Source organism: Micromonospora lacuserhaii, assembly GCF_036902735.1.
Classification (GTDB): Bacteria; Actinomycetota; Actinomycetes; order Mycobacteriales; family Micromonosporaceae; genus Micromonospora.
Genome location: NZ_JBAKHO010000005.1, coordinates 107,550 through 130,727, shown reverse-complemented (window position 1 = coordinate 130,727; position 23,178 = coordinate 107,550). Strand labels below are relative to the sequence as shown.

The window sequence follows — 23,178 nt, the reverse complement described above, 5'->3', positions numbered from 1 at the left end:
GGGCGCTCACTCGAAGAGGCGGCGGATCACCGCGCGAGCGGCGGCCTCGGGGTCCCGGTCGGTGCCGCCGGGGAGGGCGCCGGCGAGCCAGAGGGTGGCGAAGCCGTGCACGATCGACCAGGCCGCGAGCGCGTCCCGGTCCAGCTCGTCCCCGGCGGACGGGGCCGGGTCGGCCGGGGCGCGCCCGCGGCGTACCGACACCACCCCGGCACGCAGGGCCGCCCCGGCGCGGCCCCGGGCGGCGGCGACCTCGGGGTCGTCGCGCCGGTACAGGTCCGGGCGGAACATCACCTCGAAGTGGGCCCGGTGGTCGACGGCGAAGCGGACGTAGGCCACCCCGACCTCCAGCAGGTCGTCGCCGGCGGCCACGAGCGTCGCGGCGAGCCGGTCGTACCCCTCGACGGCGAGGGCGGTGAGCAGGCCCGCCTTGTCGCCGAAGTGGTGCGCGGGGGCGGCGTGCGAGACACCGGCACGCCGGGCCAGGTCGCGCAGGCTGAGCGCGGCCGGGCCGGACTCTTCGATCGCCTCTACCGCCGCGTCGAGCAGGGCCCGCCGCAGGTCCCCGTGGTGGTACGCGCCCCTCGCCATACCCGGCAGCCTAACTTGTCAGCGGCAAGATGTCGCCTATCCGAAATCCGTTAGGTACCGAACGGTTCGGGAGCTAACCTCATCGCGTGCAGATGGAACCACCGCCCCGCCCCGACCTGATGTGGCACGCGCCGCTGGGCCGGCTGGTCTCGGTCGCCGGCCACCTGGTCGACCAGCACTGGGGCCGCTACCTGGCCGAGCACCACGGCCTCACCCCGGCGGGCATGCGGGTGCTGTTCATCCTGAGCCGGCTCGGCGACACCACCCACCGGGACGTCGCCGAACGCTGCTTCGTCCGGCCCGGCACGCTCACCGGCGTCGTCGACACCCTGGAACGCGACGGCTTCGTCGCACGCCGCAGGGACGCCGCCGACCGCCGCACCGTGCAGCTCACCCTGACCGACAAGGGACGCCAGCACGCGCGGGCCCTCACCGAACTGATCGAGGGAGATCCGCCGCTGACCTCCGTCGACGCCGACCCGGCGAAGCGGGCGGTGATCCGCGAGTTCCTCATCGAGCTCATCACGACCACGTCCGACGGGGAGGACGGCAGGTTGAACCCACCGCAGGAATCCGCAGACCAGACGACACCCGGGGGCCGTCCGTGCTGATCCGCCTCTTACGCAGCCATCTGCGCCCGTACCGTCGGCCGCTGCTCGCGGTGGTGCTGTTCCAGTTCGTCGGCACGATGGCCTCGCTCTACCTGCCGAGCCTCAACGCCGACATCATCGACCTGGGCGTGGCCAGGGGCGACACCGGCTACATCGTGCGTACGGGCGGCTGGATGCTGCTGGTCAGCCTGGTGCAGATCGCCTGCTCGGTGACGGCGGTCTACCTCGGCGCGCGGACCGCGATGACCTTCGGCCGGGACGTCCGGGCGACGATCTTCGAACAGGTCAACCGCTTCTCCGCCCGCGAGGTGGCCCGCTTCGGCGCACCCTCGTTGATCACCCGCAACACCAACGACGTGCAGCAGGTGCAGATGCTCGTGCTGATGAGCTGCACCATGCTGGTCGCCGCCCCGATCATGTGCGTCGGCGGCGTGGTGATGGCGCTGCGGGAGGACCTCGGCCTCTCCTGGCTGATGCTGGTCAGCGTGCCCGTGCTGGCGATCGCGCTGGGCCTGGTCATCCGGCGGATGGTGCCGGGATTCCGGGAGATGCAGACCCGGATCGACACGGTCAACCGGGTGCTGCGCGAGCAGATCACCGGCATCCGGGTGGTCCGGGCGTTCGTCCGCGAGCCGTACGAGACGGAGCGGTTCGGCGTCGCCAACGCCGACCTCACCGCGACCGCGCTGCGCGTCGGCCGGCTGATGGCCATGATCTTCCCGGTGGTGATGCTGGTGCTCAACGTCTCCAGCGTCGCGGTGCTCTGGTTCGGCGCACAGCGGGTCGACGCCGGGCAGATCCAGATCGGCGCGCTGACCGCGTTCCTGCAGTACCTCATGCAGATCCTGATGGCCGTCATGATGGCCACCTTCATGCTGATGATGGTGCCGCGGGCGGCGGTCTGCAGTGAACGGATCGTCGAGGTGCTGGACACCGAGTCGTCGGTGGTGCCGGCGACCGATCCGGTGATCGCGGTGACCAGGCAGGCCGAGCTGGAGCTGCGCCGGGTGACCTTCCAGTACCCCGGGGCGAGCGCGCCGGTGCTGCACGACATCTCGTTCCGGACGAGCCCCGGCCGGACCACGGCCATCATCGGCTCCACCGGCGCCGGCAAGACCACCCTGCTCACGCTGATCCCCCGGCTGGTCGACCCGACCGCCGGCGCGGTGCTGGTCGACGGGGTGGACGTGCGGTTGCTGGAACCGGACGAGGTGTGGCGCCGGATCGGGCTGGTGCCGCAGCGGCCGTACCTGTTCAGCGGGACGGTCGCCAGCAACCTCCGGTACGGCAACCCGGACGCGACCGACGAGGAACTCTGGCGGGCGCTGGAGATCGCCCAGGCGCGGGACTTCGTGGCCGAGCTGCCCGGCGGCCTGGCGGCCCCGATCGCGCAGGGCGGCACCAACGTCTCCGGCGGACAGCGGCAACGGCTGGCCATCGCCCGGGCGCTGGTCCGCCAGCCGGAGATCTACCTCTTCGACGACTCGTTCTCGGCGCTCGACCTCAGCACCGACGCCCGGCTCCGGGCGGCGTTGCGGCCGGTCACCGCGAACGCGGCGGTGGTGATCGTGGCCCAGCGGGTCTCCACGATCGTCGACGCCGACCAGATCATCGTGCTCGAGGACGGGGCCGTCGTCGGCAGGGGACGACACGCGGACCTGCTGGAGAGCTGCCCGACGTACGCCGAGATCGTGGCGTCCCAGCAGACCGCGGAGGTGCCGGCGTGACCGAGCGCGGCGGCGAGACGAGAGACGGTCGCCCCGGGATGCCACCGGGCGGCGTGCCGGAGCAGAAGAAGGGCCCGGAGGCGGCGACGCCGAAGCGGCTCCCGGCGGCCGGCCGGCGCACCGGTGGCCCGCCGTGGATGGCCGCCGGCATGCCGGCGGAGAAGTCGATGAACTTCGGGCCGTCCGCCCGGCGGTTGCTGGCCCGGTTGCGACCGCACCGGTGGTCGCTGGCGGGCATCATCGCCCTGGCGGTGACCAGCGTCGGCGCCAGCGTGGTGGGTCCGAAGATCCTCGGCCACGCCACCGACATCATCTTCGCCGGGGTGGTCGGCCGGCAACTGCCCGCCGGCAGCACCCTCGACCAGGCCGTCGCCGGGGCCCGGGCCTCGGGCAACGACAACCTCGCCGACATGCTGGCCCGGATGGACGTGGTCCCCGGCGTCGGCATCGACTTCGACGCGCTCGGCCGGGTGCTGCTGTTCGCGCTCGGCCTCTACCTGGCGGCCGGCCTGCTCTCCTGGTGGCAGGGCTGGCTGCTCAACGGGGTGGTGCAGCGGACCGTGCTGCGGCTGCGCGCCGAGGTGCAGGAAAAGCTCAACCGCCTGCCGCTGCCGTACTTCGACCGGCAGCCTCGGGGCGAACTGCTCAGCCGGGTCACCAACGACATCGACAACATCTCGCAGACCCTCTCGCAGACGCTCAGCCAGCTGCTCACCTCACTGCTGACCCTGGTCGGCGTGCTGGCGATGATGTTCTGGATCTCGCCGCTGCTGGCGCTGGTCGCCCTGGTCGCGGTGCCGCTGTCGGTGGTCGTCACCCAGCAGATCGCCAAGCGGTCGCAGCGCCGGTTCATCGCCCAGTGGCGGCACACCGGTGAGCTGAACGGCCAGATCGAGGAGGCGTTCACCGGCCACGAACTGGTCAAGGTCTTCGGCCGGCAGCGCGAGGTGCAGGCCGCCTTCGCGGCCAAGAACGAGGAGCTCTTCCAGGCCAGCTTCGCGGCGCAGTTCATCTCCGGGATCATCATGCCGGCGATGATGTTCGTCGGGAACCTCAGCTACGTCGCGATCGCCGTGGTCGGCGGGCTGCGGGTGGCCTCCGGGACGATGAGCCTCGGCGACGTCCAGGCGTTCATCCAGTACTCGCGACAGTTCACCCAGCCGCTGACCCAGGTCGCCTCGATGGCGAACCTGCTCCAGTCCGGGGTGGCCTCCGCCGAGCGGGTCTTCGCGGTGCTCGACGCCGAGGAGCAGACCCCGGACCGGGCCACACCGGCCCGGGTCACCGGCAGGGTCGAGTTCGAGCACGTCTCCTTCCGGTACGACCCGGACAAGCCGCTGATCGACGACCTGTCGCTGGTCGCCGAGCCAGGTCACACCGTGGCGATCGTCGGCCCGACCGGCGCCGGCAAGACCACCCTGGTCAACCTGATCATGCGGTTCTACGAGCTGGACGCGGGCCGGATCACCCTGGACGGGACGGACATCGGCAGCATGCCCCGGGAGGAGCTGCGCGGCCGGATCGGCATGGTGCTCCAGGACACCTGGCTCTTCGGCGGCACCATCCGGGACAACATCGCCTACGGCCGGCCCGACGCCACCGAGGAGGAGATCCTCGCCGCGGCCCGGGCGACCTTCGTGGACCGCTTCGTCCACAGCCTCCCCGACGGGTACGACACCGTGATCGACGAGGAGGGCAGCAACGTCAGCGCCGGTGAGAAGCAGCTGATCACCATCGCCCGGGCGTTCCTGGCCGAGCCGTCGCTGCTGATCCTGGACGAGGCGACCAGCTCGGTGGACACCCGCACCGAGGTGCTGCTCCAGCGGGCGATGGCGGCGCTGCGCTCGGACCGGACCAGCTTCGTCATCGCGCACCGGCTCTCCACCATCCGGGACGCCGACCTGATCCTGATGATGGAGAGCGGCCGGATCGTCGAGCAGGGCACCCACGACGAGCTGCTCGCCGCCCAGGGCGCCTACCACCGCCTCTACCAGTCCCAGTTCAGCGCCCCGGCGGTCGACGACGTCGCCGACGCCGCAGCCCCCCAGCCCGCGTCGATCTAGGGGTTGTCGCCGTGAACGCAGATCCATTGACAGCGACAGCTCCCCGCTCGACGCGGGTGTGGGCGGGCTGCTCAGGCGGGCGGGAGGAGGTCGGCGCAGCGGGCGGCGATCGCGCCGCCGATGAGGGCGAGGGCCTGGGTGGCGGGCATCGGATCCACGGATCGACCGTCGCGCAGGCGCAGCGAGAGCCGGCCGTCGGCCGCCTCGCGGGGGCCCAGGACCCCGACGTACGGGATCCTGCGGCGGGCGGCGTCGCGGATCCGGGCGCCCAGCGAGCCGGCGGCGTCGACCTCGACCCGCAGGCCGGCGTCGACGGCCCGCCGGGCCAGCTCGGCGGCGGCCCCGGCCTGCCCGGCGTCGACCGGGAGCAGCACCAGCTGGACCGGGGCGTACCAGGGCGGGAAGGCGCCCTGATGCACCTCGATCAGGTACGCGAAGAGCCGCTCCATGCTGCCGACGAGGCTGCGGTGCACCATAACCGGCCGCCGCCGGGCGCCGTCCGAGTCGGTGTACGACAGGTCGAACCGCTCCGGCTTGTCGAAGTCGAGCTGGACGGTGGAGATGGTCGACTCCCGACCCGCCGCGTCGACGATCTGAATGTCGATCTTCGGGCCGTAGAACGCGGCCTCGCCGGGGGCCTCGGTGAACTCCACCCCGTCGAGCGCGGCGCGGAGCAGCTCCTCGGCCCGCGCCCACTGGGCATCGTCCCCGACGTACTTCTCCCCGGGGCCACGCAGCGACAGCCGGAACCCGGCGGGTCGTACGCCGAGCGCGGCGTGCGCCTCGCCGATCAGCCGCAGGATCTCGCGGACCTCCTCGCCGACCTGGTCGAGGGCGCAGAAGTTGTGCGCGTCGTTGAGCGAGATGGCGCGGACTCGGGACAGCCCGCCGAGCACCCCGGAGCGTTCCGCCCGGTACATCCCGCCCAACTCGCCGATCCGCAGCGGCAGCTCCCGGTAGGAGCGGCCGCGGGCACGGAACACCAGGGCGTGGTGCGGGCAGAGCGCGGGGCGGAGCACGAACTCGTCGTCGGCGCTGAGCCGCAACGGCGGGAACATGTCGTCGGCGAAGTAGCCGAGATGACCCGAGAGCTCGAAAAGCTCCCGTTTGCCCAGCGGCGGGGAGTAGACGTGCTGGTAGCCGGCCCGGCGTTCCAACTCCCGGACGTACTCCTCGACGGCATGCCGCGCGGCGGCGCCGGCCGGCAGCCAGATCGGCAGGCCGGCCCCCGCGAGGGGGTCGGAGACGAACAGGTCCAGCTCCCGGCCGAGCCTACGGTGGTCGATCATGTCGCGCTCCTTGATCGGGTACGACCCGGAGGCGATCAGGTCCGGAACGCCGCGAGGCCCCGGGGCGGATCGCCCGGGGCCTCGTCGACGTCAAGCGTCAGTGCGGCGCGCCGGGATTTCCCGGCGTCGTGGTCACTTCCGCGCTGCGCATATGCCGACGGTACGAGCACGGCGGGCCGCCCGGCGAACGAATTTTCCGGCAGGGAGCGTCGGGGCGGTGCGGTGCGGCGGAAGGGTGCGGGTCGCCGGCACGGGACCTGCCGGCGACCCGCGGCGGCCCGCTCGTCAGGAACGGGGGACCCGACGGGTGCAGGGCCGCGCGTTGACAACGGTACGCGCACGACCGCCGATCCGCCGACCGCAACCGGCGCGAGTCGCGTACCGGCGATCCGTCACGCGCCGCTGAACTGCATCGTTGTAGACGGATGGACCTGTCGTGTCCGTGGTCACCCGCGGCCGGGCCCGTCCACCGTGACGGCGGACACGCCGTCAGGCTCGGTACACCCAATCGGCCCTGACCCGCGAGGTGGCAGGCGTGCCCGAACTACTCACTGACGTCGCGTCGCCGACCTGGGCGTACCTGGTGCTGCTGGGACTGCTGATCGCGGACGCGTTCATACCGGTCATCCCCACCCAGGTCGTCATGATCACCGGTGGGGCGCTGACCGTCTACGGCGGACTCAACCTGCCGCTCACCATCGCCGTCGGCGCCCTCGGCGTCTTCGCCGGCGACCTGGCCTGCTACCTGCTGGGGCGGACCGCCCCCGACCGCCGCCAACCCCGGCACGCCGACCCGGGCCGGGCCCGACGGGTCGCCGTCCGGGTCACCCGGGGGCTGCGCGAGCCGGGGCCACTGGTGATCCTGCTCTGCCGGTTCGTGCCCGGCGGCCGGATGGCGGCCTGCTTCTCCGCCGGCCGGAGCCGCTACCCGTACCGGCTGTTCCTCTGCTACGAGGCCGCGGCGGCACTGGGCTGGGCGAGCTACGGCGCGCTGGTCGGCCACCTCGGCGGCACCGCGCTGACCGAGTCGGCGTGGCGGCTGGCCGTCATCGCGGGGGCGGCGACGGCCGGGTTCGCGGCGGCCGGCTGGGCGATGACCGCGGTCGGCGCCCGCAACCCCCGCGCCGAACTTCCCGTCGAGTGAGCGCGCCTGCGGGAAGCTGATATCGGCGCGGCCGCCTTCCGCCGCCCGGCGGTCACTCCAGTTCGTGAAGCATGAGCTGGCGGGCCGCCTCGGTGATCGAGCCGGACAGCGACGGGTAGATGGTGATGGTCTGGGCCAGCTCGTTGACCGTCAGGTTGTTCTCCACCGCCAACGTGATGGGGAGGATCAGCTCGCTGGCCTTGGGAGCCACCACCACGCCGCCGACCACCTGGCCACTGGCCGGACGGCAGAAGAGCTTCACGAAGCCGTCGGCCAGGTCGTCCATCTTCGCCCGGGCGTTGCCCGACAGCGGCAGCATCACCTGGCGGGCCGGCACCTTGCCGGCGTCCACCTCGTCCTGCGAGACGCCCACCGTGGCCAGTTCCGGGTCGGTGAAGACGTTCGCCGCCACGGTACGCAGCCGCAGCGGCCGGACCGCCTCGCCGAGCGCGTGCCACATCGCGATCCGGCCCTGCATGGCCGCGACGCTGGCCAACGGCAGCACCCCGGTGCAGTCGCCCGCGGCGTAGACGCCGGGGACGTTGGTCCGGGACACCCGGTCCACCGTGACGTAGCCACCCCTGGCCAGCTCGACGCCGTACTCGGCGAGACCGAGGCCGGCGGTGTTCGGGACCGAACCGACGGCGATCAGCGCGTGGGAGCCGTACACGACGCGGCCGTCGGAGAGTTGGACCTCGACGCCGTCGTCGGTGCGGCGGACCGCGTCCGCCCGGGAGTTGTTGAGGATGCTCATGCCCCGGTTACGGAAGACCCGCTCGATCGCCATGGCCGCGTCGGCGTCCTCGTGCGGCATCACCCGGTCCCGGCTGGAGACCAGCGTCACCTGCACGCCCATCGCCAGGTAGGCGCTGGCGAACTCGGCGCCGGTCACACCGGAGCCGACCACGATCAGGTGCTCGGGGAGCTCCGGCAGGTCGTACACCTGGCGCCAGGTCAGGATCCGCTCGCCGTCCGGCACGGCGGTGGGCAACTGGCGGGGGGTGGCCCCGGTGGCGACCAGGACGGTCGAGGCGGCGATCGAGTACTCGTCACCACCGTCGGCGGGCGTGACGATCACCCGGTGGGTGTGACCGAGCGTGTCCTCGCCCAGCCGGGCGGTGCCCGCGACGAAGGTGACCCCGGCCTTCACCAGCTTGGTGTGGATGTCGGCGGACTGGGCCAGCGCCAGCCGCTTCACCCGCTCGTGGACCGCGGTGGCGTCGACCGTCACCGCCTCCAGGCCGTCGGAGTGCACGCCGAACTCCTCGGTGTCCCGGTAGCCGGTCACCACCGACGAGCTGGCGATGAAGGTCTTCGACGGGACGCAGTCGGAGAGCACGCAGGCGCCGCCGGCCCCCTCGGCCTCCACCACGGTGACGTCGGCGTCCAGCTGAGCGGCGACCAGCGCCGCCTCGTAGCCGGCCGGCCCCCCGCCGATGATCACGATGTGGGTCACAGCCCTCGCCCTCCGTCAGTGCTCATGGTGACTTTCTTCTCCCGAACGCGTCCGACACGCACCGTCGTATTCTCCCCCACCCGTCGGCCGGGCTATCGTCATCGCCGTGCGTCACTACGCGGCCTACGGCTCAAACCTGGACCCCGCCCGGATGCGCGCCTACTGTCCGCATTCGCCGATGGTGGGCGTCGGCTGGCTGGAGGGCTGGCGGCTGACCTTCGCGGGCGAGGACGTGATCGGCTGGGAAGGCTCGGTCAGCACCGTCGTCGAGTCCCCGGGCGACCGGGTCTTCGTGGCGCTGTACGACATCCACCCGTACGACGCCGCACAGCTCGACGAGATCGAGGGCGTCACCGCCGGCACGTACCGCAAGCTCACCGTCCGGGTCTCGACCCTCGACGGGGACGTGACCGCCTGGGTGTACGTCTTCGACGGGTACGAGGGCGGCCTGCCGACCTCGTGGTACCTGTCGGAGATCGCGAACGCGGCGGAGAAGGCGGGCGCGCCGGACGACTACGTCACCGAGCTGCGGTCCCGCCCCACCGGCACCGCGTCGGCGTAGCGCGTATCGCACGCCCCCAGTCTGCTCCCGGGGCCGCCGGCTTCCGCCGCCGACCCCGGCGAGGGTCGTGCATCACACAGCGGCGGCGGGGACGATCCGCTCGTACATGTCGGTCCAGCGCACCTCGCGCAGCCCCACCGAGCGGTAGAGGGTGACCGGGGCGGTCGGGTTGGCGAGGTCGACGCCGAGGCCGGCTGCCGTGCGGCCCTTCGCCGCGTACACCGCGAAGGCCCGCCGCAGCAGCGCCGCGCCCACTCCGCGCCGCCGGTACTCCGGCAGCACCGACAGCGTGCGCACCCACCCCATGTCCTGGTCCAGCGCCTGGTTGGAGGAGACGAGGGCGCCGGCCGGGGCGCCGTCGACCTCGGCGACGAACCACTCGTCCCAGACCTGGCAGGAGGCGGGGATGTGCTCCCGCCAGCGGTCGAAGTCCAGCGGCTCGTAGTCCGGGGTGTCCCGGAACGCGGTGTCGTAGATCCGGTGGAACTCGCGCAGGTCGGCCTCGTCGTCGGCGCGCAGCGGGCGGACGGTCACCCCGGGCGGGGGCGGCGGCTCGGCGGGCAGGTCGGCCAGCTCGCGGCTCATCCGGATGTACCGCTTGAGCCGGGTGAAGCCGGCCTCGGTCAGTTCGGCCGCCCAGCGGGTCTCCGGCGGGTAGACGCCGGTGCGCACGGTCAACCCGGCCAGCCCACGCTCGGCGGCACGCTCGGCCGTCCGGTCGAGCTGGCGGGCGAGCAGCGGGGCCCGCAGCTCCGTCGCCCGCTCGGGGTCGACGTAGACCTCGACCCACTCCCGTCCGACGCCGGTGGGGTTGTCCACCAGCGTCCAGGCGACGACCCGGCCGTCCGGGTCGGTGACCAGCCAGGAGTCCCGGGCCGGGTCGAAGAAGGGCGCGGTCAGGCAGTCCTGGACGTCCGCGGCGTCGAAGTCGGGGTACCCGATGGCGAAGGTGTCGGAGGCGTGCACCACGGCGAGGATCGCGGGGACGTCGTCGAGGGCGGGGCGGCGGGCGGTCCAACCGGCGGGAAGGGTCACGGTCGGAGATTGTGGCAGCGGGGTGGCGCGCCCGCCGCCGATTTACCGCCCCGCCGGGGTGGCGAGCCGGGCCCGGATGCCGGCGAGCAGCTCCACCAGCTCCGCGCCCTCGCCAGGACGCAGCGACCGGAACGCCGCCGAGGTGAGCCGGTCGGTGACCGCCTCCGCCCAGAGCCGCCGGCGGACCAACGGGCCCACCGGCGGGTAGGGCGGCGACCACCCGCACGCCGTCGCCCCGGTGGCGCCCTCGGGTCCGGCCAGCACCGCCTCCAGCGGGGTCATCCCGCCGGCCCGGACGGCCAGCAGATACGCCCCGGTGAAGTGTTCACGGAGCAGCAGCAGCGCGACCGCGGCCCGGGCCCCAGCGGTGTGGGCCGGCGCCGGCATGGCCCGCCAGGCGGCGAAGAGCGGCATCCCGGTGGCGTCCGCCGCGGCCACCACCCGTTCCAGCAGGGCCGCCAGTCGCGGCACGCCCGGCAGGTCGTCCAGGCGCGTGCCGCCCCACCGGCAGCACTCGGCGAGGTTGGCCGAGGCCACCTCCAGCGGGCGGACCACCCGGGCGGCGGCGTCCCACCCGTCGGCGACCGCCTCCGGGGCGATGAAGCCGAGCGCGGCGGCGACCGTCTCGGCGCGGACGTCGCCGAGCGCCCCGGCCCGGCCGGTGATGTAGAAGGCCCACCCGGAGATGCCGAGCAGCCGGGCCCGGCGCAGCGTCGCCGGGCAGCGGCTGAACGCCTCGCCCAGCTCCAGCACGGCGGGCTTGCTCGCGGCTGCCACCTGTTCCGGCGTCACGCCGGCCGCCCGCTGCGCGCATCCATCCAGCTCATTGTGGACGGTCGTCGGCCGGGTCGGCATCCTCCTCTTCGGCATCCAGCGCCTCGATGGCCGCCTCGACCTCGCCGGCCCGCCTTCGGGCCGCGGTCAGCGTCCGCTCCGCGGCCCGTCGGGCCAGCTTCGACCGGCTCAGCTCCTGCTCGGCGGCGGCCCGCCGGCGCTCCAGTTCGGCCAGTTCCGCCTCGATCCGGTCCAGGGCGGCGGCACCGTCCTGCTCGGCCTGCGCCGCGCCGTCCCGCTCGGACTCGGCCCGTTCCTGGTCGGTACGCGCCGCGCTCCGCTCCCGCTCCAGCGCCCGGCGGCGGTTCGCCCGCTCGGCCCGGGCGGCCCGGGCCGCCGTCCGTTCGTCCCGGGCCCGGCGCGCCGCCCGCTCCGCCTCCCGGTCCGGCGCCCGCCGGAGCTCCTGCTCGCCCCCGGTGACCAGCCGCAACTGTGGACGGGGCACCTCGCCGAAGCCGGCGTAGTGGGCGGCCCGCAGCAGTTGCCCCGAGCGCACCTGCTCGGCCACCTCCGGGTCGGCCAGCGCCGCGTTGAGGGTCGACTCGACCTCGCCCAACGGCAGCTTTCCGGCCCCGGGGGCGTCCGGAGTGGCGGCCGCGATCCGGCGGACCTCCGCGACCAGCGCGGCGACCACGGCCCGCCGCTGGGCGGAGAGTTCGCGCAGCTTCGCGCCCTTGAGGTCGCGCTGGGCGGCGCGTAGCGCCTCGGCGAGCGGGGCCAGGTCGGCGACGAGCTCGGGGCGGTCCAGGGCGAGCAGGTTGACCAACCAGGCGGCCACGGTGGGCCGCTTCAGCCGGGCGATCTGGCGGGCGCCGGCGGCGTCACCGGCCCGGCGGGCCTCGGCGACGGCGGCGTCCCGGGCGGCGACGAACCGGTCCGGGGGCGTGCGGTAGAGCTCCCGGACGAGGTCGGACGGGGCGGCGGGCACGGCTCAGACGTCGATCCGGGTGCCCGGCTCGAGCCGCTGGTATTCGGTGCCGGAGAGCGCGGTGTACTGGCGGTCGAGGATGGCGTACCCGTTGGTGTTGAGCAGCGCGTCGTGCAGGGCGTACGCCCGGCGGGGCGCGACGGCCCGGATGAAGTCGACCACCTCGGAGAACTTGGACCAGGGCGCGTGGATCGGGGCGAAGAGCGTCTCCACCTCGACGTCCTCGGGGACGAAGAGCGCGTCGCCGGGGTGGTAGATCCGCCCGTCGAGCAGGTAGCCGATGTTGTCGATCACCGGGATGTCGGGGTGGATGACGGCGTGTCGCCCGCCGAAGGCGCGTACCGGCACGCCGGCGACGGTGAACGACTCACCCGGTCGTACCGGGCGCAGCGCCTCGGCCGCGTCGCCCAGGACGCCGGCCAGCGAGGCCGGCCCGTGCACCGGCACCGGGTTCTTCTCCAGCTGCCGGGTGAGCGCCTCGACGTTCACGTGGTCCGGGTGCTCGTGGGTGATCAGCACCGCGTCCGCCCCGTCCAGGGCCGCCGGGTCGCTGAACCCGCCGGGGTCGACGACCAGCACCGACCCGTCGTGGTCGACCCGGAGGCAGGAGTGGGCGTATTTGGTGAGCCGCATCGTGACTCCTCGCGTATCGAATCGTGACGTCCTCAGCGCAGTCTGCCGGAACCGGCGCGGTGTCGCGTCGCGTCCGAACCATCGCCCCGGCGGTCGGGGCGGTCACGGGACAGGAGCGGGGATGACAGGACGAACGGTACGACGCCGGGGTGTGGCCCTGGCGGTGATCGGGTTGGTGGCCCTGCTGGCCACCGGCTGCGGGGCGGGTGGGAGCGACTCCGCCTCGGACTCCGGCCGGCCGGCGGCCCAGGCGCCGGCAGGTGGCGCCGCCGAGCCGGGCAAGGCCGGCGGTACGGCGCCGGACCTGCGGGTCGACCAGCGTTCGATCATCTACACCGGAACGATGCGGGTGCAGGTGGACGACGTGGAGGGTGCGGCCCGGAAGGCGGTCGCCGCGGTCGGCGAGGCGGGTGGCTTCGTCGGCGGGGACAACCGGCGCAGCGTGGCCGCCGACGCGGAGGCGGAGCTGGAGCTGCGGGTGCCCGCGGCGAAGTTCACCGCGCTCATCGACGAGCTGGCCACCTACGGCAAGCAGCAGCGCCGGGAGGTGAAGACCCAGGACGTCACCGAGGAGGTGGTCGACCTGGACGCGCGGATCATCACCCAGCGGGCCCGGGTGGAGAGCGCCCGCAAGCTGCTCGCCCGGGCGTCCTCGATCCCGGAGCTGGTGTCCCTGGAGGACGAGGTCAGCAAGCGGCAGGCCGACCTGGCCTCGCTGGAGGCGAAGAAGCGGAAGCTCGGCGACCTGACCGCGCTCTCCACGATCACCGTGACCTTCGTCGGCAAGGACGCCTCGACGGCCGAGGACGAGACCGAGACCGGCTTCATGGTGGGTCTGCGCGGCGGGTGGCGGGTCTTCGTGGCCTCGATGACCATCCTGCTCACCGTGCTGGGGGCGGTGCTGCCCTGGCTGCTGACCTTCGGCGTACCCGTGGCGCTGTTGATGGTGCTGGCGCGCCGGCGGCGTCGGCGGCGGCCCGCACCCCCGGCGCCCCCGACGGCGCCGATCGGCGGTGGCCACCCGCCGGCTCCTATCGCGCCGCCGCCAGTGCCCGCAGCGCGGTCTGGACCATGAGCCGCACCCCGACGGGGATGGCCCGTTCGTCGACGTCGAACGAACCCCGGTGCAGGTCCACGTTGGGCCCGGACCGGCCGACGCCGAGGCGGGCCAGCGCGCCGGGGACGTACTCCAGGTACCAGGAGAAGTCCTCGCCGCCCATGCTCTGCGGGGTCTCGGCTATCCCCTCGGGGCCGAGCGACGCGGCGGTGGCGGCGGTGAGCACCTGGATCGCCCGGGAGTCGTTGCTCACCGGCGGCCGGCCGCGCAGGTATTCGAGGTCGACGGTGGCGCCGGTGGGCGCGATGACGTCCCGGACGACCTGAGCGACGATCTTGGGAGCCTGCTCCCAGGTGTCGCGGTCCATCACCCGCAGGGTGCCGGAGGCGCACGCCTCGGAGGGGATGACGTTGTACCGGGTGCCGGCCGAGGCGTGGCCGAACACCAGCAGCAGCCCGCTGTTGGCCGGCACCCGGCGGCTGACCAGGGCCGGCACCTCGGTGACCAGCCGACCGAGCGCGTCGACGAGGTCGACGGTCAGGTGCGGGCGGGCGGTGTGCCCGCCCGGGCCGGTGAGCCGGACGGTGACGTTGTCGGCGGCCGCGGTGATCGGGCCGACCCGCAACCCGACCTTGCCGACCGGCAGGGCCGGGTCGCAGTGCAGCGCGAAGATCTGCACCACGTCCTCCAGGCCGCCGGCCTCGATGACCTCCAGCGAGCCGCAGGGCAGGATCTCCTCCGCCGGCTGGAAGATCAGCCGGACCCGGCCGTCGAGCTGGCCGATCTCCTTGAGCTGGGCCAGCAGCATCCCGACGCCGAGCAGCACCGTGGTGTGCACGTCGTGGCCACAGGCGTGGCAGGCCCCGTCCACTGTGGACCGGTACGAGACGTCCTTCGGGTCGGTCAGCGGCAGCGCGTCGATGTCGGCGCGGAGCGCGATCACCGGGCCGTCGGGGCGCCCGTCGACGTCGCAGATGACCCCGTTGCCCTTCGGCAGCAGCCGCGGGTGCAGGCCGGCCAGGGAGAGCTCTCGGGCGACCAGCGCCGCCGTCTCGAACTCCTCGCCGGAGAGCTCCGGGTGGGAGTGGATGTGGCGACGGGTGGCGATGAGGCCGGGTACCCGCAGGGCGAGCAGATGGTCGAGCTCATGGGGCAGGGGCTGGGACCCGGATGGCGCCTCCGGCCAGGACGACGCCAGCTGGCTGCCGTTCGGCAGCGTCAACGCACTCGTCACGTCGAATTCTCGATCACTAGGAATGGATGGATCATCGGAGCGGACAGCAGACAGCCTAGACCTCCGGCGGTGACGCTGCGCAACCTCGTTACGGTAGTGATCGGACCGCGCAGCGTCACGTAAGCCCTGGTGAGAGGGCTCGAAAAACAGCGGGACAGCAGGTAGATCGCGTTCGAACGCCGTCATCTGCCCCACACCTCCTACAACGCGTAACCGTTTCGGCGGTCACGAAATCGCCGTCGATCCGAGCCGTCGTTCCGAATTGTCGCATTAGTCTTTGCGGTTAACTGGCACTCCGACAATTAACCGACGACCCACGGCAGCCGGGCGACTCCCGACGGTGACACGACGGTCCCGCGCGCGGCCGGACATGCTGTCCGTCCGGTTCACCCGTTCGGGTTACCCAGGAACCCCGGGGGCACACGCCCGCGCCCGGAGGGCCACGCTGCCCGGGCGGCCCGCACGGGCGGCGCACCAGGAATCTGTCACCGACGGTAGCTCCGTCCAGGCCCCGCCCGCGACCCCTGACCGGACACCCCTACCCGGACGCGCGACGGCCCCCGGCGCCGCATCGCGCCGGGGGCCGTCGAAAAAGCGCAGGTCAGAAGCGGTCGCTGGGACGGTACGTCCCCCACACCTGGCGGAGCGTCCCACAGACCTCACCGACGGTGGCCCGGGCCCGCAGCGCCTCCTTCATCGGGTAGAGCACGTTGTCGCTGCCCTCGGCGGCGGCCCGCAGCTCGGCGAGAGCCCGCTCGACCGCCCCGTTGTCCCGCTCCGCGCGCAGCCGGGCCAGCCGGTCGGCCTGGGCCGCCTCGATCGTCGGGTCCACCCGCAGCGGCTCGTACGGCTCCTCCTCGTCGATGGTGAAGCGGTTGAGCCCGACCACCACCCGCTCGCCCGAGTCGATCTCCTGGGCGATCTGGTAGGCCGACTGCTCGATCTCACGCTTCTGGAAACCCGCCTCGATGGCGTCCACCGCGGAGCCGTGGTCGGCCACCCGCTCCATCAGCTCGAGCGCCGCCGCCTCGATCTCCGCGGTCATCGCCTCCACCACGTACGACCCGGCGAACGGGTCGACGGTGGCCGTCAGGTCCGTCTCGTACGCCAGCACCTGCTGGGTACGCAGGGCCAGCCGGGCGGCCTTCTCGGTGGGCAGCGCGATCGCCTCGTCGAAGCTGTTGGTGTGCAGCGACTGGGTGCCGCCGAGCACCGCGCCCAGCCCCTGCACCGCGACCCGGACCAGGTTCACCTCGGGCTGCTGGGCGGTCAGCTGCACGCCGGCGGTCTGGGTGTGGAAGCGCAGCATCATCGACTTCGGATCCTTGGCGCCGAAGTCGTCGCGCATCAACCGGGCCCAGATCCGCCGGGCGGCGCGGAACTTCGCCACCTCCTCCAGCAGGGTGGTGCGGGCGACGAAGAAGAACGACAGCCGGGGCGCGAAGTCGTCCACGGCCAGCCCGGCCGCCAGCGCCGCCCGGACGTACTCCACGCCGTTGGCCAGGGTGAACGCGATCTCCTGCGCGGGCGTCGCGCCGGCCTCGGCCATGTGGTAGCCGGAGATGGAGATGGTGTTCCACTTCGGCACCTCCTTGCGGCAGTACGCGAAAGTGTCGGCCACCAGCCGCAGCGAGGGCTTCGGCGGGAAGATGTACGTCCCCCGGGCGATGTACTCCTTGAGGATGTCGTTCTGGATGGTGCCGTTGAGCGCGCCGCCCGCGACGCCGGCCTCCTCCGCCACGAGTTGGTAGAGCAGGAGCAGCACCGAACCGGGCGCGTTGATGGTCATCGAGGTGGAGACCTTGTCCAGCGGGATGCCGGCGAAGAGCAGCCGCATGTCCTCGATGGAGTCGATGGCCACCCCGACCTTGCCGACCTCGCCGTGCGCGATCGGGTCGTCGGAGTCGTAGCCCATCTGGGTGGGCAGGTCGAAGGCGACGGAGAGGCCCATCGTGCCGGCCCGCAGGAGCTGGTGGTACCGGGCGTTGGACTCGGTGGCGGTGCCGAAGCCGGCGTACTGCCGCATGGTCCACGGCCGGGACGTGTACATGGTGGGGTAGACCCCACGGGTATAGGGATACTCGCCCGGCCCGCCGAGCCGCGTCTCCAACTCGTCGGGCAGGTCGGCCGCCGTGTAGACGCCCTTGATCGGGAAACCGGACTCGCTCGACCGTTCGCTCATTACCGGATGGTAGGACGCCGGACGCCGTCGATGGGTGAGGGATACCGCACACCAGCGCCGACGGAGATCGACCGGAGGTGAAGACCCGGGCACGTACCGTCGAGTAGCGCAAAGGTCCGCCGCGTCGGGTTTCGCATCGGGCGTCGGAACCAGCAAGATAGGGGGGTTGTGTCCCAGCCCCCCTCGATATCCCCCGGTGGCTTTTCTGTGACTCAGATCCCGACGTGGAGCGGCGGACCAGTCAGTCCTCCGAACGGACGTGCGGCACCCGGCACCACCATCGGCGGTCGCTACTCGCTGCGGTCCGCGGTGGGCAACGGCGGCATGGGCACGGTCTGGCGTGCCACCGACACCCTGTTGCGGCGTGACGTCGCGGTCAAGGAGGTCGTCCTGCCTCCCGGGCTGGCCCCCAGCGACCGGGACTCGATGTACGAACGCACCCTGCGCGAGGCCCGCGCCGCGGCGGCCATCCAGCACCCCGCGGTGGTCCAGGTGTACGACGTGGTCACCGAGGGCGGCCGCCCCTGGATCGTGATGGAGCTGCTGGACGCGCGCAGCCTCGCCGACATGGTGATCGAGGACGGGCCGGTCGCGCCCCGGGCGGTGGCCAAGATCGGCATCGCGTTGCTCGGCGCGCTGGAGGTGGCGCACGCCAACGGCGTGCTGCACCGCGACGTCAAGCCGGCCAACGTGCTGATCTGCACCGACGGCCGCTGCGTGCTGACCGACTTCGGCGTGGCCCGGATGCCCACCGACGTCCAGCTCACCACCCCCGGCATGGTGCTCGGTTCGCCGCACTTCATCTCCCCCGAGCGGGCCATGGGCCAGGAGTTCGGGCCGCCCAGCGACCTCTTCTCGCTCGGCGTGACGCTCTACACCGCCGTGGAGGGGCGGCCGCCGTTCGACCGGGGTGACCCGATCGAGACCATGCACGCCGTGGTCGAGGACCCGCCGGCCACGCCCCAGCGCAGCGGCCCGCTGACCCGGGTGCTGATGGGCCTGCTGGAGAAGGACCCGGCCCGCCGCCTCGACGTGCACACCGCCCGGGCGATGCTCCGTGAGCTGCTCGCCGGGCCGCTGACCAGCACCGCCACCGCGGTCAACTCGGTCACCGACCCGTACGCGGTGGTGCCGGTGCAGCGTCCCTCGGCGCCGCCCGCCCCGCCCGCCCAGCCCGAACCGAAGCCGAGCGGTCAGATCGGCGGTCGGGCCATGATCGGCCCCGGCGAGTCCCTGACCGACCGGCTCGCCGCGCTGCGCCGCGGTGAGCGGCCGACGTCGGCGCCGGCCGCCGCCGGCCTGGACGACACCAGCGCCGACGTGCTCGCCGGCCCGCTGCACACGCCCACCGGCGCGATGCCCACCCCGGGCCGGCCGGTGGCCGGGACGTACGGCGGCGCACCGGAGGCCACCCAGCGGATCAACCCGGGCGGGGCGCCCGAGGCAACCCGGCGGATCGGCACCGGCCACCCCGACGCCACCCAGCGCGTCTACGGCGGCACCCCGGACGCCACCCAGCAGATGTACGCCGGCCGGCCCGAGGCCACCCAGCCGGTCTACGGCGGCGGCCAGTGGTCGGTGCCGGGCACCGGCCAGCCGTGGACGTCGCCGGCCACCGCGCCGGCGGGGACCGACGGTGGCGCCCTCGGCAAGGTCAAGGGGGCCGGCGGCCAGATGGTCACCACCGTGAAGGGCTGGCCGCGCAAGCTCCAGCTCGCGGCGGCAGCCGGCCTGGCCGTGGTGCTGCTGATCGGCGTGATCTCGCTCAGCGGCGGCGACGATCCGAAGCCGAGCGCGCCGCAGCAGGCCCAGCCGACCGCGCCGGCGGCCGGTGCCGAACTGCCGGAGATGCAGGAGCACAACGCCAGGGGCGTGCGGCTGATGGTGCCGAAGGGCTGGAAGAAGGCCACGGGCACGTCCTACATCGACTACGTCGACCCGGCCGACAGCGGGCGCAAGGTGCGCATCCTCGCCGAGAAGTGGAAGGGCACCCCCACCCGGTGGGCCGACGTGGCCCAGAACTTCCTGAAGACCAAGAGCACCACCTGCGACAAGCCGTACCAGCAGGTCGGCATGGACGAGCAGGAGACCGCCGGCAAGCCGGGCGTCCAGTTCGAGTACACCTGCGGCGACGGCGACGGCAAGCGGCACGGGGTGTGGCGGGGCGTGCTCAGCGACGGGAAGATGTACTCGTTCTACCTCTCCGCCACCGACGCCAAGTTCGAGGAGAGCAAGCCGATCTTCGACGAGATGACGAAGACGTTCCAGCTCACGACGGCCGGCTGAGTCGAGGCCGACGGGACGTGGTGATCCGCCGCCGTGCTATCAAGAGGCAATGGCGGCGGAAACCACTGACCTTGACCAGATGCGCGACCAGGCTCGACGCTGGCTCGACGACGACCCCGACCCGGTCAGCCGGGACGAGCTGCGGGCGGTGCTCGACCGGCTGCCGGAGAGCGCGCCGGAGCTGGCCGACCGGTTCGCCGGGCCGCTGACCTTCGGCACCGCCGGGCTGCGCGGCCCGCTGCGGGCCGGCCCGAACGGGATGAACCTCGCGGTGGTCACCCGGGCCGCGGCCGGGCTGGTCGGCTGGCTCGCCGCCCAGGGCGGCGAGGGGCCGCTGGTGATCGGGTACGACGCCCGGTACGGCTCCCGGGCGTTCGCCGAGCGCACCGCCCAGGTGGCCACCGGCGCCGGCCGGCCGGCGCTGCTGCTGCCCCGCCCGCTGCCCACCCCGGTGCTGGCGTACGCGGTGCGCCACCTCGGGGCGGTGGCCGGGGTGATGGTGACCGCCAGCCACAACCCGCCGCAGGACAACGGCTACAAGGTCTACCTGGGCGCGCAGCTCGGTGGGGCGCTCGGCGCGGGCGCCCAGATCGTGCCGCCGGCCGACGCCGGGATCGAGTCCGCCATCCGGGCGGTCGGCGTGCTGGCCCAGGTGCCGCTCGGCCAGCCCGGCCAGGTGCTCGGCGACGACCTGGTCGCGTCGTACGTGGAGCGGGCCGCCGCGGTGGTCGACCCGGACGGCCCCCGCGACCTGAAGGTGGCGTACACGCCGCTGCACGGGGTGGGCGGGGCGGTGCTGACCGCGGCCTTCGCCCGGGCCGGCTTCCCGGTGCCCGGGGTGGTGCCCGACCAGGCGGAGCCGGACCCGGCCTTCCCGACGGTGAGCTTCCCCAACCCGGAGGAGCCGGGCGCGGTGGACCACCTCGTCGCGCTCGCCGGCTCCATCGGGGCGGACCTCGCCATTGCCAACGACCCCGACGCGGACCGCTGCGCGGTGGCGGTGCGCGACGGGGAGACCGGCTGGCGGATGCTGCGCGGGGACGAGGTGGGCGCGCTCCTCGCCGACCACCTGATGCGCCGCGGCGTGACCGGCCTGTACGCCACCACGATCGTGTCGTCGTCCCTGCTGCGGGCGATGTGCGCCGCCCGGGGCCTGCCCTACGACGAGACGCTGACCGGGTTCAAGTGGATCGTCCGGGCCGGCGGCGGGGCCGAGGCGCTGGTCTTCGGGTACGAGGAGGCGCTCGGCTACTGCGTGGCGCCGGAGCACGTCCGGGACAAGGACGGGATCACCGCCGCGCTGACCGTCGCCGAGCTGGCCGCCGGGCTGAAGGCGCAGGGCCGCACGCTGACCGACCGGCTGGACGAGCTCGCCGCCGAGTTCGGCGTGCACCACACCGACCAGCTCTCCGTGCGGGTGGACGACCTGCGGGTGATCGCCGACGCGATGGCCCGGGTCCGGGTGGCCACCCCCACCGCGCTGCTGGGGCGGCCGGTGACGGCGGCGGAGGACCTGCTCCCCGCCTCGGACGTGGTGATCCTGCGGACCGACGCCGTCCGGGTGGTGATCCGCCCGTCCGGCACCGAGCCGAAGCTCAAGGCGTACCTGGAGGTGGTGGAGCCGGTCGCGGACGGCGACGTGCCCGCAGCCCGCACCCGCGCCCACACCGCGATCGCAACCCTCCGCACCGAGATCGCCACCGCGCTGGGTCTCTGAGCATCGGCACCCTCTGGGGGTGGGCCGCTAGCCCCGGCCGCCCGCCGGGCGGGTCGGTCTGCCGGCCCACGCTGCCGTGCCCCCGCTCGGCGGCGTGGGCATGGCACGGTGCCGGCCGGACGCCACTCCGATACCGTCACGCCCCGTAGCGATGGTCGGGCGACCCCGGACACCTGCTTAGACGCTTTGCTCTGCTGCCCTCGACGCAACAGGCACGTTCAGTGACTGTTGCCTCCGCTGCAGCAGAGCAAAGCATCCGGACCGAGGATGTGGGTGGCGGCGGGTTCACCAGCGAAATCGCTGCTCACGGCGGTACGCCGGTCGGGGCGACCGGCCGCCGACCGAACGGCGGCGCACGGCGGTGACAAGGAGTAGTCGAGGGCCGAGAGCGGGGCGCGATCACACCGCGTCACGGCCTCCGGTTAGTCACGTGCGCTTGCCGAGGGCCTGGTCCACGGCTTGGCCCAGGGCGGCTACGACGAGGCCGACCGAGGGGCGGACCACGGAGTCGTCGAGGCTGACGTTGCCGGAGAAGCCGGCACCGCCGGCGATCTCCTCCAGCCGGCGGCGGGCGTCCTCGGCCGCCGCGCCGGTCAGCCGGAGCGCCGGTTCCATCCGCAGCACCGCGACCAGGGTGGCCAGGGCGGCCGTCCGCTCGTCGGGGAGCTGCCCGTCGGCCAGCGCCTCGGCGAGCCGCCGCCGGGTCTCCTCCTCCACCGTGGCGTCCGCCGTCGGATAGCGGTGCACGTGGATGAAGCCCAGCTCGGTCTCCTCGACGTCGCGGACCACGCCCCGGTCGACCAGATCGCCGAGGATCCGGTCGCGCAGGCCGTGCCGGAGCCGCTGCACCCACGAGGAGGGCGTGTGCGGGGTGTCCGCGGCCATCCGGCCCAGCACCTCGTCGATGATCGGCTCACCCACCGGCGTCGGGTCGGTGACGGTCAGGGACCCCTCGGCGTACGCGATCCGGCCGGCCAGGGCCAGCTCGACCAGGACGGCCGCGGCCATCCCCAGGTCGAGGCTGATCCGCGGCATCGTCGCCTTGCCGGTCTCGTCGTCGTACGCCAGCAGCAGCAGCTCTTCGGCGAGCGCAACACCAGTCATGGCCCGAGACGGTAGCGGTTGCGCGCTCCCCCGCGCGCCGACCCGCCGACATCCGCCCCGGGACCGTGACGGTGATCGGTCAGAACCGGGGCATGCCGCCGAACTGCCGGTCGCCGGCGTCGCCGAGGCCCGGCACGATGAACATGTTCTCGTTCAGGCCCTCGTCGATCGAGGCGGTGACCAGGCGCAGCGGCAGGCCCGACTGCTCCAGCCGGGCGATGCCGACCGGCGCGGCCAGCACGCAGAGCACGGTGATGTCGGTGCAACCACGGTCGGCCAGCAGCCGGCAGCAGTGCTCCAGCGAGCCACCGGTGGCCAGCATCGGGTCGAGCACCAGCACGGGCAGGCCGGACAGGTCGCGGGGCAGCGACTCCATGTACGCGCGCGGCTCGTACGTCTTCTCGTCCCGGGCCAGGCCGACGAAGCCCATCGACGACTCCGGCAGCAGCCCGAGCGCGGCGTCGGCCATGCCGAGACCGGCCCGCAGCACCGGCACCAGCAGCGGGGGGTTGGCCAGTCGGGTGCCCTCGGTGCCGGTGACCGGGGTCTGCACCGGGTACTTCTCGACCGGGAAGGTGCGCGCGGCCTCGTACACCAGCATGGTGGTGAGTTCGTGCAGCGCGGCCCGGAACGTCGACGAGTCGGTCCGGGCGTCCCGCATGGCGGTCAGCCGCGACTGAGCGAGCGGGTGGTCAATGACGTGTACGTCCACGATCGCTCAACCTACC

The 23,178-nt window shown here is 73.3% G+C and carries 19 protein-coding genes; 8 read left to right on the top strand and 11 right to left on the bottom strand.

Annotated features, from left to right (window positions below):
• Nucleotides 1-6: 6 nt before the first annotated feature.
• Complete coding sequence (locus V6U81_RS05345; protein ID WP_420883975.1) at nucleotides 7-588, bottom strand: TetR/AcrR family transcriptional regulator; 582 nt, start codon at nucleotides 586-588, stop codon at nucleotides 7-9.
• A gap of 92 nt (nucleotides 589-680) precedes the next feature.
• Here V6U81_RS05345 and V6U81_RS05340 point away from each other — a divergent pair, with 92 nt between their 5' ends.
• The 3 genes from V6U81_RS05340 to V6U81_RS05330 are packed head-to-tail and all read left to right on the top strand — an operon-like array spanning nucleotide 681 to nucleotide 4,989.
• Nucleotides 681-1,199 carry a MarR family winged helix-turn-helix transcriptional regulator gene (locus V6U81_RS05340; RefSeq protein ID WP_334485197.1) on the top strand — a complete coding sequence of 173 codons (519 nt, stop codon included), beginning with the start codon at nucleotides 681-683 and terminating at the stop codon, nucleotides 1,197-1,199.
• Nucleotides 1,193-2,926, top strand: a complete 1,734-nt coding sequence (locus V6U81_RS05335; RefSeq protein WP_334485037.1) for an ABC transporter ATP-binding protein — start codon at nucleotides 1,193-1,195, stop codon at nucleotides 2,924-2,926. Before V6U81_RS05340 ends, V6U81_RS05335 begins: the two co-directional genes overlap by 7 nt.
• Before the next feature lie 38 nt (nucleotides 2,927-2,964).
• Nucleotides 2,965-4,989, top strand: coding sequence for an ABC transporter ATP-binding protein (locus tag V6U81_RS05330; RefSeq protein WP_334485195.1), 2,025 nt, complete (start codon nucleotides 2,965-2,967; stop codon nucleotides 4,987-4,989).
• A gap of 71 nt (nucleotides 4,990-5,060) precedes the next feature.
• Here the strand turns inward: V6U81_RS05330 and thrS are convergent, their stop codons facing one another.
• Complete coding sequence (gene thrS, locus V6U81_RS05325; protein ID WP_334485035.1) at nucleotides 5,061-6,278, bottom strand: threonine--tRNA ligase; 1,218 nt, start codon at nucleotides 6,276-6,278, stop codon at nucleotides 5,061-5,063.
• 535 nt (nucleotides 6,279-6,813) lie between these two features.
• Here thrS and V6U81_RS05320 point away from each other — a divergent pair.
• Nucleotides 6,814-7,422, top strand: a complete 609-nt coding sequence (locus tag V6U81_RS05320; RefSeq protein ID WP_334485033.1) for a DedA family protein — start codon at nucleotides 6,814-6,816, stop codon at nucleotides 7,420-7,422.
• 52 nt (nucleotides 7,423-7,474) lie between these two features.
• Here the strand turns inward: V6U81_RS05320 and V6U81_RS05315 are convergent, their stop codons facing one another.
• A complete protein-coding gene (locus tag V6U81_RS05315; protein ID WP_334485031.1) occupies nucleotides 7,475-8,878 on the bottom strand; it encodes an NAD(P)H-quinone dehydrogenase in 1,404 nt (467 codons plus the stop codon).
• A 106-nt stretch (nucleotides 8,879-8,984) separates the two neighbouring features.
• Here V6U81_RS05315 and V6U81_RS05310 point away from each other — a divergent pair, with 106 nt between their 5' ends.
• Nucleotides 8,985-9,440: a gamma-glutamylcyclotransferase gene (locus V6U81_RS05310; protein ID WP_334485029.1), complete on the top strand. Its 456-nt coding sequence runs from the start codon at nucleotides 8,985-8,987 to the stop codon at nucleotides 9,438-9,440.
• A gap of 72 nt (nucleotides 9,441-9,512) precedes the next feature.
• On the opposite strand, the gene V6U81_RS05305 is transcribed toward V6U81_RS05310, so the two are convergent.
• Genes V6U81_RS05305 through V6U81_RS05290 form a run of 4 tightly spaced genes read right to left on the bottom strand, consistent with a single transcriptional unit; the run spans nucleotide 9,513 to nucleotide 12,870 of the window.
• On the bottom strand, nucleotides 9,513-10,475 hold the full coding sequence (locus V6U81_RS05305; protein ID WP_334485027.1) for a GNAT family N-acetyltransferase: 963 nt from the start codon (nucleotides 10,473-10,475) through the stop codon (nucleotides 9,513-9,515).
• A gap of 42 nt (nucleotides 10,476-10,517) precedes the next feature.
• Complete coding sequence (locus tag V6U81_RS05300; RefSeq protein ID WP_334485025.1) at nucleotides 10,518-11,267, bottom strand: SCO6745 family protein; 750 nt, start codon at nucleotides 11,265-11,267, stop codon at nucleotides 10,518-10,520.
• Between the two features lie 31 nt (nucleotides 11,268-11,298).
• Nucleotides 11,299-12,237, bottom strand: coding sequence for a hypothetical protein (locus V6U81_RS05295; protein ID WP_334485024.1), 939 nt, complete (start codon nucleotides 12,235-12,237; stop codon nucleotides 11,299-11,301).
• Between the two features lie 3 nt (nucleotides 12,238-12,240).
• A complete protein-coding gene (locus V6U81_RS05290; RefSeq protein WP_334485021.1) occupies nucleotides 12,241-12,870 on the bottom strand; it encodes an MBL fold metallo-hydrolase in 630 nt (209 codons plus the stop codon).
• A gap of 121 nt (nucleotides 12,871-12,991) precedes the next feature.
• On the opposite strand from V6U81_RS05290, the gene V6U81_RS05285 reads away from it, so the two are divergent.
• Nucleotides 12,992-13,945 carry a DUF4349 domain-containing protein gene (locus tag V6U81_RS05285; protein WP_334485020.1) on the top strand — a complete coding sequence of 318 codons (954 nt, stop codon included), beginning with the start codon at nucleotides 12,992-12,994 and terminating at the stop codon, nucleotides 13,943-13,945.
• Here the strand turns inward: V6U81_RS05285 and V6U81_RS05280 are convergent.
• Together V6U81_RS05280 and V6U81_RS05275 are read right to left on the bottom strand one after the other, a co-directional pair.
• Nucleotides 13,902-15,161 (bottom strand): amidohydrolase, encoded by a 1,260-nt coding sequence (locus tag V6U81_RS05280; RefSeq protein WP_334485018.1) that lies wholly within the window; start codon nucleotides 15,159-15,161, stop codon nucleotides 13,902-13,904. The two genes, V6U81_RS05285 and V6U81_RS05280, sit on opposite strands and share 44 nt — an antisense overlap.
• A 601-nt stretch (nucleotides 15,162-15,762) precedes the next feature.
• Complete coding sequence (locus tag V6U81_RS05275) at nucleotides 15,763-17,343, bottom strand: acyl-CoA mutase large subunit family protein (RefSeq protein WP_334485016.1); 1,581 nt, start codon at nucleotides 17,341-17,343, stop codon at nucleotides 15,763-15,765.
• A gap of 207 nt (nucleotides 17,344-17,550) precedes the next feature.
• Here V6U81_RS05275 and V6U81_RS05270 point away from each other — a divergent pair, with 207 nt between their 5' ends.
• Together V6U81_RS05270 and V6U81_RS05265 are read left to right on the top strand one after the other, a co-directional pair.
• A complete protein-coding gene (locus V6U81_RS05270) occupies nucleotides 17,551-19,629 on the top strand; it encodes a serine/threonine-protein kinase (protein ID WP_334485014.1) in 2,079 nt (692 codons plus the stop codon).
• A gap of 49 nt (nucleotides 19,630-19,678) precedes the next feature.
• Nucleotides 19,679-21,346: a phospho-sugar mutase gene (locus V6U81_RS05265; protein WP_334485012.1), complete on the top strand. Its 1,668-nt coding sequence runs from the start codon at nucleotides 19,679-19,681 to the stop codon at nucleotides 21,344-21,346.
• Between the two features lie 426 nt (nucleotides 21,347-21,772).
• On the opposite strand, the gene V6U81_RS05260 is transcribed toward V6U81_RS05265, so the two are convergent.
• Nucleotides 21,773-22,450 (bottom strand): GOLPH3/VPS74 family protein, encoded by a 678-nt coding sequence (locus V6U81_RS05260; protein WP_334485010.1) that lies wholly within the window; start codon nucleotides 22,448-22,450, stop codon nucleotides 21,773-21,775.
• 79 nt (nucleotides 22,451-22,529) lie between these two features.
• Nucleotides 22,530-23,162 (bottom strand): uracil phosphoribosyltransferase, encoded by a 633-nt coding sequence (gene upp / locus V6U81_RS05255; protein ID WP_334485008.1) that lies wholly within the window; start codon nucleotides 23,160-23,162, stop codon nucleotides 22,530-22,532.
• Nucleotides 23,163-23,178: the final 16 nt, after the last annotated feature.

What these genes read in the sequence shown, in the direction of transcription:
- V6U81_RS05345 (WP_420883975.1), bottom strand. Translation starts at nt 588, where the DNA reads ATGGCGAGGGGCGCGTACCACCACGGGGACCTGCGGCGGGCCCTGCTC.
- V6U81_RS05285 (WP_334485020.1), top strand. Translation starts at nt 12,992, where the DNA reads ATGACAGGACGAACGGTACGACGCCGGGGTGTGGCCCTGGCGGTGATC.
- V6U81_RS05290 (WP_334485021.1), bottom strand. Translation starts at nt 12,870, where the DNA reads ATGCGGCTCACCAAATACGCCCACTCCTGCCTCCGGGTCGACCACGAC.
- thrS (WP_334485035.1), bottom strand. Translation starts at nt 6,278, where the DNA reads ATGATCGACCACCGTAGGCTCGGCCGGGAGCTGGACCTGTTCGTCTCC.
- V6U81_RS05265 (WP_334485012.1), top strand. Translation starts at nt 19,679, where the DNA reads ATGGCGGCGGAAACCACTGACCTTGACCAGATGCGCGACCAGGCTCGA.
- V6U81_RS05260 (WP_334485010.1), bottom strand. Translation starts at nt 22,450, where the DNA reads ATGACTGGTGTTGCGCTCGCCGAAGAGCTGCTGCTGCTGGCGTACGAC.
- V6U81_RS05330 (WP_334485195.1), top strand. Translation starts at nt 2,965, where the DNA reads ATGCCACCGGGCGGCGTGCCGGAGCAGAAGAAGGGCCCGGAGGCGGCG.
- V6U81_RS05340 (WP_334485197.1), top strand. Translation starts at nt 681, where the DNA reads ATGGAACCACCGCCCCGCCCCGACCTGATGTGGCACGCGCCGCTGGGC.
- V6U81_RS05275 (WP_334485016.1), bottom strand. Translation starts at nt 17,343, where the DNA reads ATGAGCGAACGGTCGAGCGAGTCCGGTTTCCCGATCAAGGGCGTCTAC.